Raw genomic sequence first — 12,214 nt, forward strand, 5'->3', positions numbered from 1 at the left:
ATGGTTCCGGCTCTGTTGCGCGCAACGTTTTATATTCCAGCAGACGCTCCGCCGCATACGGGATGACGAGGGGGCATCAGTCGAAACGGAAGAGATCGGCGTCGGGGTCCTTGCCACCATTAACGGCGGCGGCGACTATTTCGGCGGCGATCTGGCTGAAGGTGATGCCGTTGCCGCCAAAGCCCATGACGGCATAAACGTTCTTCATGCCGGGAACCGCGCCGATCAGCGGCAGGCCCGTGGTGGTCGTGCCGAAGCCGGCCGCCCAGCGATATTCGGGTTCGCCGATGTCGACGCCAAGAAGCTTTTCGATCTTGCGTTTGATTGCATCCGCCTTGGAGGCAAGCTTGCTCTCAGACAGGTAGGATGTGGAGTTCTCTTCATCCTCACCACCGGCAATAAGGCGCCCGTCCCGGTCGGTGCGCAGGTAGAGATAGGGATCTGAAGCCTCCCAGAGGATGTGGCTATTCAGCCAGTCCGGCAGATCGATACCCTTCGCACTCGCCAGCGCCCAGGTGGAGATGATCTGGTGTTTCGGGCTTTCGAGCGATTTCAGGAATTCGTATCCGGTGCAGAAAACGATATTGCGCGCGGAAATGATTTCGCCCTGTGCTGTGGCGACGACCACCTCGTCACCGAGATTTCGAAGATCGGTGATTTCAAGTTGTGAAACGATCTCAGCGCCGGCGCCCGCTGTGTGGCGCAACAGGCCTGCCGTCAGCTGCGCCGGATTGGCGGAAGCGGAGATATCGCTGAGGATCGCCCCTGTCCGCTCAATCGCATAGTCGTTTTTAAGTTCTGCGGTGTCGAGAAAGCGGGCCTCGATCCCGGCCTCTTCGCGCGCTGCCGCTTCGGCCTTCAATGCACGCAAACCCATCTCGTCTCCGGCAAGATAAAGCGCCTGTTTGCGCGCCATGCTGCAGGAAATGCCAAGCGAAGAAACGATTTCCTCCAGCCGCAGCACGGCGCGCGCGGAGCGCTGCCACGCCCGATCAGCAGCATCCTTGCCGATCATCTTTCTGAGCTCGATCAGGGGTGTGTCGATCTCGTGCTGTATCATCGCAGTGCTGGCGACACTGCTGCCCATCACCGGATCACGCCGGTCGACGATCAGCATGGATTGCCCCGGTCTCTGCAACGCATGGGCGGCAAGCGCGCCGCTGATGCCGGCGCCGACGACGATCGTATCGTAATGGTCGGAACTCGGGGTGTTTCTGGTGCGGAGGCCTATGCGTGGCGTGTCGGCCCAAAGGGGTTTCGATTCCCTGAGGTCGCGTTCCTTCGTCAGTTCCGATGTGGGCATGGAGTTTTCCTGAAAGGTGCAGGGCATTTACGGTGGAAACGCCTGGCGGGTTACGTCTGGAAAATGCGAACAAACAAAGACAGAGAGCGCATCCGGCCATTTTGGATAGGCCGGATGCGCTCTGGTTTTTTTCCGCTTTACGGCCCTTAGGCAGCGCGGCGCTCGTGGTTGCCTTCTTCGACCTCCTCGATGATTTTGGCGACGAAGGCGTCCAGATCATCGGGGCTGCGAGACGTGATGATGCCCTTATCGGTCACAACCTTTTCGTCCTTCCAGTTGGCGCCGGCATTTTTCAGGTCGGTTTTGATCGACCAATAGGAGGTCGCGTCACGACCGCGCAGGGCATCTGCTTCAACCAGAAGCCAAGGGGCATGGCAGATGGCAGCCACGACCTTGCCGGATTTGACGAAATCTCGCACCACGCGCATTGCATCCTCGTCATGACGCAATACGTCCGGATTGATCTGGCCGCCGGGCAGGACGAGTGCATTGAAATCATTGGCGCTGACGTTCTTCGCGGACATATCGACGGCGATGCTGTCGCCCCAGTTCTTTTCGTCCCAGCTCTTGATCTCACCATCCTTGATCGAGGCGATCTTGACGTCCGCGCCCTTGGCCTTCAGCTGATCATATGGCACGCGCAGTTCCGAACGCTCATAGCCGTCCGTTGCGAGAATGACGATTTTTGCAGTGTTGATGGCAGTCATGTCTGTTTCCTTCCTGTTTATCTGTTTTCGTCTTTGTCCGAATTCACGGAGGGCAGAAAAAACTCCACATCCTCACGGCGCTCCGGATCGAGCTTTTCGATATTCGTTTGCCAGAAGGTCTCGGCTTCTGCCGGTTCGTCTTCCCATTGGCGCACGAAGGTCTTGTTGTCGTCGATCATGACCTGACGGGTGCCGCCGAGCCGCAGATATTCTTCTGCAAGTTTACGCGTTTCGGTCTTTTCCATGTCGCGGTTCCTTGTGCGTGGAAAGCGGGGACGGAGGGCGCCGGATGGGTAAGAAGCTCGGCTGCCATTTCGTTGGCCACCGGGAGAAAACGGAAAAATCCCGATGTTCTTCAGCGCCATCGTGTCCGTTTGACACGGCGGCCCTCCTGCCAGAACAACGTGAGCTTTCCGGTATGGTTCCGCATTTTTTCAGGCGGATTCTTGCCAAGGACAAATGTATCGCGCGCAATTTTTATCGGAACAAACCGGCAAGTCGTGCTGTTTTAGCCCAGATGCAGGGGAGGCAGCATGACAGCCAGACACAGTGACGGCGAGTGCCGCGGCAACGACGAAAACAAGGGTTTCTGGTCGATCGACTTCGGCAATTCACCGATCATCGGCACGGCCATTCATGATGGTCATCTCATTCGCCCGGACATAGCCTCGCTGATGGCTATTTCCGCCGACCAGCGGCTGAGAGAGGAAGACCCTTTTACCGGCGAGATGATCGCGGGGATGACAAACCGCATTGTCGTTCACCATTCGCGTTTCGAAATCGATCTCAACCGGTCCGCCGATCAGGCAGTTTATCTGAAGCCGGAACAATCCTGGGGGCTGGAGGTCTGGAAACAGGAGCCGCCGGAAGAGGCCACCCGGCAATCGCTCGATTTTCATGCCGACTATTACGCAATGCTCGAAGCAGTTCTTTCAACCGTCGAGCGGCGGCATGGTGCTTTTGTCGTGCTGGACATACACAGCTACAATCATCGCCGGCAGGGCGCTACAGCGCCGCAAACGCCCCAGGCGGAAGCGCCTGATATCAATATCGGCACATTTTCCATGGATCGCAGCCGCTGGAGTGACGTCGTGAGTGCGGTGGGCCATCATTTTGCGACAGCCACCATCGGCGGACGCCGCCTTGATGTACGCGAGAACGTCGCCTTTCAGGGCAAGGGTGAGCAGACCCGGTTTATTCACGAGCGTTTTGCGCAGAACGGCTGCGCCATCGCAGTGGAGTTCAAGAAATTCTTCATGGACGAGTGGACCGGTAAGCCGGATAAGCGCGTCGTTTCCGATATTCGCGACGCTATCACGGCACTTCAGCCGGTACTCGAAGAGTGCCTGAGGGCGCGGCGATGAACGTCTCCTCGGCGCGTAGTGAACCGTTACCGGTTATCGAGCTGGTAGACGATGTCGTCGCCTGCCTTGAGGCCGGCAAAGCCGTCCGTCGTGATGTCGGAAAGAACGGCCGGCTGCATATCGACCGGCCGCTGCCGTTTCTTTGCCTGCATCTGACTGGTGGCACGAAGGACCTTGCGGCCCGCGATATCGCCTCTGCGCATGCATCTTATCTGATCGCATCGAGCATTCAGGAGGCTGCACCCCTAATTGCAGCCGTCGGCACGGCCATGCGCGAACGTTTCGGCGCCTTCATGGTTCTCGATATCGGCGAACTGGAACACGACATTCTGCTCGCTGACGATTCACCTTTCCTGCCGCATTATGAGGTTTCCGTCTCTGCAACATCTGAGCCGGAAACGCAAAGTGCCCGCCGTGTTTTCATCAAGGCGGTTTGTGATGCCGAAGTGCGTTTCCGCACGCCCCGCATAACCCGTCCGGAACCGGATGCCGATCCGATCCTCAGATTTCAAAATGCCGGGCTTGATTTTCCTTGCATCAGCGTGCGTTTCGCGCCGATCTACCGACAGCCTGAATCCGGCGCCGATTATCCCGGCCTGCGCGAGACGATGATTGCGGATATTTTCGATGCCGGCCTTCAGGCCTTCTCGTCATTCGCTGCCGGTAAAGAAGCACTCAAGGTTACCAGCCATCGCGCTCTCGGCCGCAAGGCCTTCGTTGATGCCGTCAGACGTGCCGATCGTTCAATAGACGACATCGTCTCGTCCTTTGATTTTCTTCTGTCCGTGACGCCGATCAATGCCCGCCGGGCCTTCGAGGAATTTCGCGACGGCAGCTTCCAATATGCGCCGCGCCTGCTTTACCGGCCGCTCGGCGTTGACGTCGAGGAGCAGAAACGCAAGCTCTATTCCGTCGTTTTCGATCATCTGGAAGACCCGGTGCTCTATCATCTCTACCGGGAGAAACAGCAGGAGATCGATCTGCAACTGACCATGCTCGCCAATCTGCATCGCCGTACTTTCACCGATTTCTCCCGCGCCCTTTACGGAGCCGTCGAACCCGCGCTTTTGACGCTGGCGCTCAAGGTGCTTGCCGATTGCCCACGCAAGGATGAGAGCGGCGAAATCGCCATGGTCGATTGTTATGCGGTCGCCAAAAAATCGCGCGAGATGATCGAGACCTATCTGGCGGAGGAGCCGGAATTCAAGGCGCGTGTCGAGATCAGGGATGACCTGCCGCCTGGCCTGATGGTGACGGGCGAGAAGCTCCTGATTTCTCGCCACACCGTCATGGAACAGCGCCGGGTCGAAGCGCTGCTGTCGCATGAGATCGGCGTGCATCTCCTCACTTATTTCAACGGTTCGTTTCAGGGCCTCCGGCTCTTCCGCACCGGCCTTTCCGGTTACGAGGGCGTGCAGGAAGGGCTGGCAGTGCTGGCGGAACATCTGGCCGGCGGCATGACGCGCGAGCGCCTGCGGCTGATCGCCGGCCGTGTCGTCGGCTGCGCCGCCATGCTGGACGGCGCGACTTTTGTTGAGACGTTCCGGACTATGACCCGCGATCATGGTTTCGACGAGGCTGGCGCCTTCAACATGGTTTTGCGCATCTATCGTGGCGGCGGTCTTTCCAAGGACGCGATCTATCTGCGTGGGCTTGCGGAGGTGCTGGAGCATCTGCGCAAGGGCGGCGCGCTCGATCCGTTCTGGATGGGCAAGATTGCCGCTGCCCATTTCCCGGTGATGCAGGAGCTTGCCTTGCGCGGCCTCTTGCGTCCGCCGGGCGTACGTCCCGCTTTTCTGCTGCCGGCCAAGGCCAATGAGCGGCTGGAAAAGATACGGGCCGGATTATCCATCGCCGAACTGGCGACATTGTAATATTACAGGAGGGGCTTATGCGTATCGCATTTTTCGTCAATTCCATCGAAACTGAGGGGCCTACTTTCGCAACCGGCCTGCTGGCCATAGCGGCGCTCAATCGCGGTCACGAGGTGGTGTATCTGACGCCTGGCGATTTTACCTTGCGCTCGGATGATAGCCTGACCGTACACGCCACCGTTCTACCGAAGGCCAAATACAAGAAAGCCGATGCTTTTCACGCTGCACTTCAGGACAAAGCACTGGAACGGCGTACCATGGATGTAGAGGAAATCGACGCGCTGATGCTGCGCAACGATCCCTCGCTGGATCAGACGACGCGGCCATGGGCGGTGCATGCCGGCATTCTGTTCGGGCGGCTGGCAGAACAGCGCGGCGTTGTGGTTTTGAACGACCCGGAAGGATTGGCGCTGGCGCAGAACAAGCTCTATTTCCAGAGCTTTCCGGAAATCGTACGCCCGACCACGATCATCTCGCGCAATGTCGATGAAATACGCGCATTTGCGGATACCCACCCTAAGGGTGTCATCGTCAAGCCGCTGCAGGGTTCAGGCGGCAAGAACGTCTTCAAGATCGGCTCCAGCAAGGAGGCCAATCTCAACCAGATTTTCGAGGCGGTCAGTCTCGAAGGTTACTTGATCGCACAGGCCTATCTGCCGGCCGCCAAGGATGGCGATATTCGGTTCTTCATGATGAATGGCAAGCCTCTGATGCGTGACGGACAATATGCGGCTTTGCGCCGCGTTCCGGCAAAAGGCGATCTGCGCTCCAACATTCACGCCAAGGGCACTGCCGAGGCCGTGAAGGTGACGGACGAGATTGTGGCGCTTGCCGAAATGATGCGGCCGAAGCTGGTGGAAGACGGTATGTTCCTGGTCGGGCTTGATATTGTCGGCGACAAGATACTGGAGGTGAACGTGTTTTCGCCCGGCGGTCTCTCCAACATTCGCGACCTCACCGATGTCGATTTCAGCGATACGATCATCGAAGCCGTGGAAACCAAGATCGCCATGCAGAGCGCCTCCGGCGGTATGCTTTCAAATCGTCTGCTGGCGACGCTTTGATTTATTCGCGCAGCTCCGTCGACTGCATGTCACGATACCAGGCGACGAGGGCCTTGATGCCCTCCTCAACCGGGGTTTGCGGCACATAGCCCGTCAAGGCCCTCAGAAGATCGGGTGAAGCGAAGGTGCGGGGAACGTCTCCCTGCTGCATCGGCAACATGTTGCGGATTGCCGGCCTGCCGACCGCCTTTTCGACCGTTTCGACAAAGTGCATCAGCTCTACCGGTTGGCCGCCGCCAATATTGACGATGCGGAAGGGTGCGTGGTGCGACAGCGTGTCGGTGACGCCTTCCTCAGTTACCCGGTTTTCCTCGGACGGAATGACCTGGCTCAGCCGGACGATACCTTCAACGAGGTCATCGATATAGGTGAAGTCGCGGCTCATATTGCCTTGGCCGTAAATATCGATCGGCTCGCCGTTCGAGATGGCGTCGACGAATTTGATTGGCGCCATGTCCGGCCGTCCCCACGGTCCGTAAACCGTGAAGAAACGGAAGGCTGTGGTGGGCAATTTGTGAAGATGGGCGTAGCTGTGCGCCATCAATTCCATCGATTTTTTGGTGGCCGCATAAAGCGTCATCGGCTCGTCGGCCTTGTCGCTTTCCGCAAAGGGAATTTTTTCATTGGCGCCGTAGATGGAGGAAGTCGAAGCCAGCATCAGGTGTTTGACACGCAGGTTCTTGGCAAGCTCCAGCATGTTCCACGATCCGATGAGATTTGAATCGATATAGGCGCGTGGATTTTCGAGGCTGTAGCGAACACCCGCCTGCGCGGCGAGGTGAATTATGATTTCCGGTTCGGCAGCCTCTGCCGCGCGCTTCAGCGCATCCGTATCTTCCAGCATGCCGATTTCGGCCCTGAAACCGTTGGAGCGGGAAAGGATCGCATGGCGTTTTTCTTTCAGGCTGACATCGTAATATTTCGTCATGCCGTCGAAACCGGTTACGAAATGGCCGGCATCGAGCAGCCGTTTGGCAACGTAAAAACCGATGAAGCCCGCGGTGCCGGTAACCAGATAACGCATGATGACTATATCCCAAATCCGTTGGTGCGTTTGCGGCCGAACCGAAGCGCAAAAACCGTTTTAATGAAACTTCGAAGGCGAAACCGCTATTGGCCCTTGTCGGAACTGCTGTCGTGCGGGCGGCCAATGCCGGCATAAACGAAGCCGTGCCCGGTGACCTCGTCCGTGCGGTAGATATTGCGTAGATCCACCAGAACGGGGTTTTTCATGATGGCCTTCAGGCGCGGCAGATCGAGTGCGCGGAACTGGTTCCATTCCGTCACGATCACGACGGCATCGGCGCCTTCGGCAGCCTCGTAGGGACCGCTGGCATAGTCGATATCCTCGATGACATGGCGGGCATTCACCATTCCCTCCGGATCGTAGCCGACCACCTTGGCGCCACCGTCCTGGAGGGTCTGGATGATTGCAATTGCCGGGCTGTCGCGCATATCGTCGGTATTGGGCTTGAAGGTCAGGCCAAGGACGGCGATCTTCTTGCCGCGCACGTCGCCACCCACCGCGTTGATGACCTTGCGGCCCATGGCGCGCTTGCGGTTGTCGTTGATGGCAATGGTGGTCTCGATCAGCCGCACAGGCGCGTCATAGTCCTGTGCGGTCTTGGCAAGCGCCAACGTATCCTTGGGGAAACAGGAACCGCCATAACCGGGGCCGGCATGCAGGAACTTCGCGCCGATGCGGCCATCGAGGCCGATGCCGCGCGAAATATCCTGAACATTGGCGCCGACCTTTTCGCACAGATCCGCCATTTCGTTGATAAAGGTGATCTTCATCGCCAGAAAGGCGTTGGCGGCATATTTGATCAGTTCCGAAGTGCGCCTGGTGGTGAAGAGCAAAGGCGACTGGTTGAGATAGAGCGGACGGTAAACCTCCGTCATCACCGGGCGGGCGCGCTCGTCGGAAAGACCGACGACGATGCGGTCCGGTCGCTTGAAATCCTCGATGGCCGCGCCTTCCCGCAGAAATTCCGGGTTGGAAACCACGGCAAAATCGGCCGAGGGGTTTTCTTCGCGGATGATGCGTTCCACCTCGTCCCCCGTGCCGACGGGGACGGTAGACTTGGTGACGATGACGGTGAAGCCGTCAAGCGAATGGGCGATTTCTTTCGCCGCCGCATAGACATACCCGAGATCGGCGTGGCCGTCGCCGCGCCGCGAGGGCGTGCCGACCGCGATGAACACGACATCGGCATTGGCAACCGCGGAGGAGAGATCGGTGGTGAAGCTCAATCGGCCCGCCTTGGCGTTGTTGGCAACGATGACCTCCAGACCCGGTTCGAAGATCGGGATATGGCCGCTTTTCAGCGCTTCGATCTTCTCCGGCATCTTGTCCACGCAGATCACGTCATGGCCGAAATCGGCAAAACACGCACCGGAAACAAGGCCGACATAACCGGCACCGATCATCACTATCCGCATTCTTCTTCCTTTCGGTTCGTGAGGCGATGTTCGCGCAGCAAGCTTCAGGCGAAATCAGCGGGTGCAATCACACCACATTGTTTAGCCGCCTTCACGCTTGCCGCCAAGCGCCACGATCAACACGGGCTAACCTCTTTCCGTGACGGTGATATGATGGCGTCGGCGGGACAAATTTGCCGCACCTTGCGGCCATCTGCATCGATGCGGTCGGATCGGATGTTTTTGCGGCTTTTGCGGCTTGCACTCATAGGTAGCCGGGTCTAGCCATAGGGTGAGGATCAAATCTGCCAGACTGTCTGTCCCTTAAGGGGCGTCCGGGTTGCTTTAAGCGGCCGGGGTGCGCTTTGCGTTGCGGTCGCTGTTCGGGGAAGTTCAAATGCAAAAGGGTTTTCTGCTCGGTCTGTTCGCTTATGCGACCTTTTCCCTGGGCGATGCCACGATCAAGTCGCTTGGATCACAGATCAGCGTTTTCGAGATCGGCTTTTTCAGCATCCTGTTTTCCGGCATTTTCATCTTCTTCAGCAAGCCTCGTGAGGAAAGGTGGCGTGAATTCTGGCGCATGAGCCGTCCGTTTGCGGTGCACGGGCGGGCGATTTCCGGCCTGTTCGCCGGTATTCTCGGCATCTATGCCTTCACCACCATTCCGCTGGCCGAAGCCTATGCGCTGATCTTTCTCTCACCGCTGTTTGTGACAGTGCTGTCGGCTGTCGTATTGAAGGAAGATATAGGGCCATGGCGCTGGGCGGCCGTTCTGGCCGGCATCGTCGGTGTTCTGCTCGTCGTGCGGCCCGGCTTCAAGGCGCTGGAACTCGGGCACGTCGCAGCCATCGGTGTCGCATTCCTGGCAGCAATGACTATCGTGCTGCTCCGCTCGCTTGCGGGCAAGGAGAAGCGCACCTCGATAATGGGCGTGCTTTTGGTCTACGGCCTCACCTTCAACGGCATTGCCTCTATTCCCGAGTTCGTCATGCCCAATCTGCACCAGTTCGCCGCCTTTGCCTTCATCGGCCTCTGCACGGCGACGGGACAGATAACGCTGCTCGTCGCAACACGTATCGCGCCGGCCAGCCAGATTGCACCCTCGCATTATTCTCAGATCCTCTGGGCCGTGGCGATCGGCATGACTTTCTTCCACGAATATCCAGATGCGATCGCGGTGCTTGGGCTGGGTGTCATCGCCGCATCGGGACTTCTGACGATGATCCGCGAAAGGGTCAGGCTCGGCACAGTTCGCTGGAATCCGTTTTTCCGCAATCGGCTTTGAAGTCATCCATCGATCGGAAACAGTGCGTCAACCGAAGCGCGGCTTGCGGGGTGGGTGCAGACGGCCCCATAAGCTTTTCATCGATAGATGAATGGAGAGCCCAAAATGCTCGTGGATGGAAAGTGGACCGCCGAATGGCACCCGGTGCAGGCGACCGACAAGAAGGGTGGTTTCGTTCGCCAGACATCCGGCTTCCGCAACTGGGTAACGTCTGATGGTTCAGCAGGCCCGACGGGAGAGGGCGGTTTCAAGGCCGAGGCTGGGCGCTATCATCTCTATGTCGCGCTGATTTGTCCATGGGCCTCACGCACGCTGATCGGCCGCAAGCTCAAGAAGCTTGAAGATGTCATTTCGGTCTCAATTGTGGAGCCGGCGCTCTCCGACGAGGGTTGGAAATTCGGCGATTATCCAGGTTCGGACCGCGACGGGCTGAACGGCTTCGCTTATATGCACGAAGCCTATACCAGCGCCGATCCGCATTATACCGGCCGTGCCACCGTTCCGGTTCTTTGGGACAAGAAGACGAAAACCATCGTCAACAACGAATCCGCCGACATTCTCCGCATGCTGAATTCCGGCTTCGGCGATCTGGCCGATAACGGCATCGATCTTTATCCGGAAGATCTGCGGGACGCGATTGATGCGCTCAACGACCATATCTATCCCCGCCTCAACAACGGTGTCTACAGAACCGGTTTTGCCACCACTCAGCTTGCCTATGAGGAAGCCTTTGCCGACGTCTTCGCGACACTTCAGGAACTTGAAACTCGCCTGGCATCAGGCGGTCCCTTCCTCTTCGGCGATCGCCTGACGGAAACGGATGTCAGGCTTTTCGTGACGCTGGTGCGTTTCGATGCCGCCTATTACGGCCTCTTCAAGTGCAACCTTCGCCGCATTGCCGACTATCGGGCCCTGCAGGCCTATATGATGCGGGTGCTGAACATTCCGGGCGTGCGTGACACGGTCAATATCGACCACATCAAGCGCGGTTATTATTCGATCAAGGCGCTCAATCCGACCCGGATCGTGCCGGTCGGCCCCGATCTGCCGGGGCTTGACGAGGTTTCCATCGGCGGCACTGTGTGAATATCTAGGCCGGCTTGCCGACCTGATCGAGAAGCCATGCCTGGAAGGCGCGGGCAAGGACATTGTCCTGCCGCCCTTCCGGCAGGGCGACGTAATAGCTCTTGTCGGTTTGCAGTGGAATGTCGAAGACGATTTCGAGACGGCCGGAGACGAGTTCCGCCTCGATCAGATATTTCGGCAGAAGGGCGAAGCCGATGCCGCTTATAGCTGCTTCAATGATCATAGAAAACTGGTCGAAACGGCTGCCTCTATAGGCATTCTCCGCCGTTACCCCATTCATCTCCAGCCACTCAGTCCATAGTTTCGGCCGTGTGGTCACGTGCAGCAACGGTTGGCGGTTAAAATCCTCCGGCTCTCTCATTCCCGCGCGCTGAAGCAGAGCGGGGCTGGCGACCGGCACGATCACTTCGTTGCATAAAAAGGTGCAGGTGCCGTGCGCCCAGACCGGCTGGCCGTAATGGATGGCCAGGTCGAAACCTTCCTCATCGAAATCGAAGGGGTGCGAGCGCGAGCCGATGGTGATGGTCATTTCCGGGTTGGCGTCGATGAAGCGGTGCAGACGCGGCATTAGCCAGCGGCTGCCGAAGGTTGGCAGGGTGGCGACGGAGAGCGATGCATGAGATGTTCCGGCCGAGACCGCGCGCACCATCAGCTGTTCGGATTGCTGCAACAGGCGCCGCACGTCTGGCAGGAATTTGCGGCCCGCTTCCGAAAGGACGACGCGCCGGCGGATGCGTTCGAAAAGCTGCATTCCGGTCTGCGCCTCAAGTTCGCCGATCTGCCGGCTGACCGCACTTTGCGTGAGGTTGAGTTCTTCCGCCGCACGGGTAAAATTCCCATGCCTAGCGGCACACTCGAATGCTTGCAGGGTTACGATATCAGGGACCAGTCTTCTGCGCGGATCCATACCATTCTCGCATCAACTTACCCGCTTTCCTCATTGGAAAAGGGTCATTATGGCCATATATGATTACGGGAAAGAATGGAACGGTGTTTTGCCGGCTTCGACTGAGGCCCCGTTTCACAAAATGATAAATTCGGGGAAAGAACAGCGACGGGAGTTGAAAGCGCCGTATCAAAAACGGCCTTTCCTCCCTTTTGAGCCAAAAA

General features: G+C 58.1%; 12 protein-coding genes. 6 read left to right on the top strand and 6 right to left on the bottom strand.

Going from position 1 to position 12,214, the window contains the following annotated elements:
* Positions 1 to 76 precede the first annotated feature (76 nt).
* From ACQZ6D_RS26020 to ACQZ6D_RS26030, 3 genes are all read right to left on the bottom strand, one after another.
* Positions 77 to 1,303 carry an NAD(P)/FAD-dependent oxidoreductase gene (locus tag ACQZ6D_RS26020; RefSeq protein ID WP_004431988.1) on the bottom strand — a complete coding sequence of 409 codons (1,227 nt, stop codon included), beginning with the start codon at positions 1,301 to 1,303 and terminating at the stop codon, positions 77 to 79.
* Between the two features lie 146 nt (positions 1,304 to 1,449).
* Positions 1,450 to 2,010: a type 1 glutamine amidotransferase domain-containing protein gene (locus ACQZ6D_RS26025; RefSeq protein WP_004431989.1), complete on the bottom strand. Its 561-nt coding sequence runs from the start codon at positions 2,008 to 2,010 to the stop codon at positions 1,450 to 1,452.
* A gap of 17 nt (positions 2,011 to 2,027) precedes the next feature.
* Positions 2,028 to 2,255, bottom strand: a complete 228-nt coding sequence (locus ACQZ6D_RS26030; protein WP_004431991.1) for a hypothetical protein — start codon at positions 2,253 to 2,255, stop codon at positions 2,028 to 2,030.
* A 44-nt stretch (positions 2,256 to 2,299) separates the two neighbouring features.
* Here ACQZ6D_RS26030 and ACQZ6D_RS26035 point away from each other — a divergent pair, with 44 nt between their 5' ends.
* Genes ACQZ6D_RS26035 through ACQZ6D_RS26050 form a run of 4 tightly spaced genes read left to right on the top strand, consistent with a single transcriptional unit; the run spans position 2,300 to position 6,312 of the window.
* Positions 2,300 to 2,563 carry a hypothetical protein gene (locus tag ACQZ6D_RS26035; protein WP_075807788.1) on the top strand — a complete coding sequence of 88 codons (264 nt, stop codon included), beginning with the start codon at positions 2,300 to 2,302 and terminating at the stop codon, positions 2,561 to 2,563.
* Positions 2,544 to 3,374, top strand: a complete 831-nt coding sequence (locus ACQZ6D_RS26040; RefSeq protein WP_019566510.1) for an N-formylglutamate amidohydrolase — start codon at positions 2,544 to 2,546, stop codon at positions 3,372 to 3,374. Before ACQZ6D_RS26035 ends, ACQZ6D_RS26040 begins: the two co-directional genes overlap by 20 nt.
* Complete coding sequence (locus tag ACQZ6D_RS26045; RefSeq protein WP_080801564.1) at positions 3,371 to 5,248, top strand: flavohemoglobin expression-modulating QEGLA motif protein; 1,878 nt, start codon at positions 3,371 to 3,373, stop codon at positions 5,246 to 5,248. The genes ACQZ6D_RS26040 and ACQZ6D_RS26045 overlap by 4 nt, the downstream gene beginning before the upstream one ends.
* A 17-nt stretch (positions 5,249 to 5,265) precedes the next feature.
* Positions 5,266 to 6,312 carry a glutathione synthase gene (locus tag ACQZ6D_RS26050; RefSeq protein ID WP_112751868.1) on the top strand — a complete coding sequence of 349 codons (1,047 nt, stop codon included), beginning with the start codon at positions 5,266 to 5,268 and terminating at the stop codon, positions 6,310 to 6,312.
* A gap of 1 nt (position 6,313) precedes the next feature.
* On the opposite strand, the gene ACQZ6D_RS26055 is transcribed toward ACQZ6D_RS26050, so the two are convergent.
* The gene (locus ACQZ6D_RS26055) at positions 6,314 to 7,336 is read right to left on the bottom strand and encodes an NAD-dependent epimerase (RefSeq protein ID WP_013762120.1); all 1,023 of its coding nucleotides are present in this window, start codon (positions 7,334 to 7,336) and stop codon (positions 6,314 to 6,316) included.
* A gap of 86 nt (positions 7,337 to 7,422) precedes the next feature.
* Positions 7,423 to 8,754 carry a UDP-glucose dehydrogenase family protein gene (locus tag ACQZ6D_RS26060; protein ID WP_035252640.1) on the bottom strand — a complete coding sequence of 444 codons (1,332 nt, stop codon included), beginning with the start codon at positions 8,752 to 8,754 and terminating at the stop codon, positions 7,423 to 7,425.
* Positions 8,755 to 9,130: 376 nt separating this feature from the next.
* Between ACQZ6D_RS26060 and ACQZ6D_RS26065 the strand changes: the two genes are divergently transcribed.
* Positions 9,131 to 10,018: a DMT family transporter gene (locus tag ACQZ6D_RS26065; RefSeq protein WP_004432025.1), complete on the top strand. Its 888-nt coding sequence runs from the start codon at positions 9,131 to 9,133 to the stop codon at positions 10,016 to 10,018.
* A gap of 105 nt (positions 10,019 to 10,123) precedes the next feature.
* Entirely contained in the window at positions 10,124 to 11,104 is a 981-nt protein-coding gene (locus ACQZ6D_RS26070; RefSeq protein ID WP_004432027.1) for a glutathione S-transferase family protein, read from the top strand.
* A gap of 4 nt (positions 11,105 to 11,108) precedes the next feature.
* On the opposite strand, the gene ACQZ6D_RS26075 is transcribed toward ACQZ6D_RS26070, so the two are convergent.
* Positions 11,109 to 12,011: a LysR family transcriptional regulator gene (locus tag ACQZ6D_RS26075; RefSeq protein WP_004432029.1), complete on the bottom strand. Its 903-nt coding sequence runs from the start codon at positions 12,009 to 12,011 to the stop codon at positions 11,109 to 11,111.
* Positions 12,012 to 12,214: the final 203 nt, after the last annotated feature.

It is taken from the genome of Agrobacterium sp. 22-3639C2 (assembly GCF_053522105.1).

Bases quoted from the DNA above. Each gene is read 5' to 3' on its own strand.
- ACQZ6D_RS26030 (WP_004431991.1), bottom strand. From the start codon at position 2,255: ATGGAAAAGACCGAAACGCGTAAACTTGCAGAAGAATATCTGCGGCTC.
- ACQZ6D_RS26060 (WP_035252640.1), bottom strand. From the start codon at position 8,754: ATGCGGATAGTGATGATCGGTGCCGGTTATGTCGGCCTTGTTTCCGGT.
- ACQZ6D_RS26065 (WP_004432025.1), top strand. From the start codon at position 9,131: ATGCAAAAGGGTTTTCTGCTCGGTCTGTTCGCTTATGCGACCTTTTCC.
- ACQZ6D_RS26040 (WP_019566510.1), top strand. From the start codon at position 2,544: ATGACAGCCAGACACAGTGACGGCGAGTGCCGCGGCAACGACGAAAAC.
- ACQZ6D_RS26045 (WP_080801564.1), top strand. From the start codon at position 3,371: ATGAACGTCTCCTCGGCGCGTAGTGAACCGTTACCGGTTATCGAGCTG.
- ACQZ6D_RS26020 (WP_004431988.1), bottom strand. From the start codon at position 1,303: ATGCCCACATCGGAACTGACGAAGGAACGCGACCTCAGGGAATCGAAA.
- ACQZ6D_RS26075 (WP_004432029.1), bottom strand. From the start codon at position 12,011: ATGGATCCGCGCAGAAGACTGGTCCCTGATATCGTAACCCTGCAAGCA.
- ACQZ6D_RS26055 (WP_013762120.1), bottom strand. From the start codon at position 7,336: ATGCGTTATCTGGTTACCGGCACCGCGGGCTTCATCGGTTTTTACGTT.
- ACQZ6D_RS26070 (WP_004432027.1), top strand. From the start codon at position 10,124: ATGCTCGTGGATGGAAAGTGGACCGCCGAATGGCACCCGGTGCAGGCG.
- ACQZ6D_RS26035 (WP_075807788.1), top strand. From the start codon at position 2,300: ATGGGTAAGAAGCTCGGCTGCCATTTCGTTGGCCACCGGGAGAAAACG.
- ACQZ6D_RS26050 (WP_112751868.1), top strand. From the start codon at position 5,266: ATGCGTATCGCATTTTTCGTCAATTCCATCGAAACTGAGGGGCCTACT.
- ACQZ6D_RS26025 (WP_004431989.1), bottom strand. From the start codon at position 2,010: ATGACTGCCATCAACACTGCAAAAATCGTCATTCTCGCAACGGACGGC.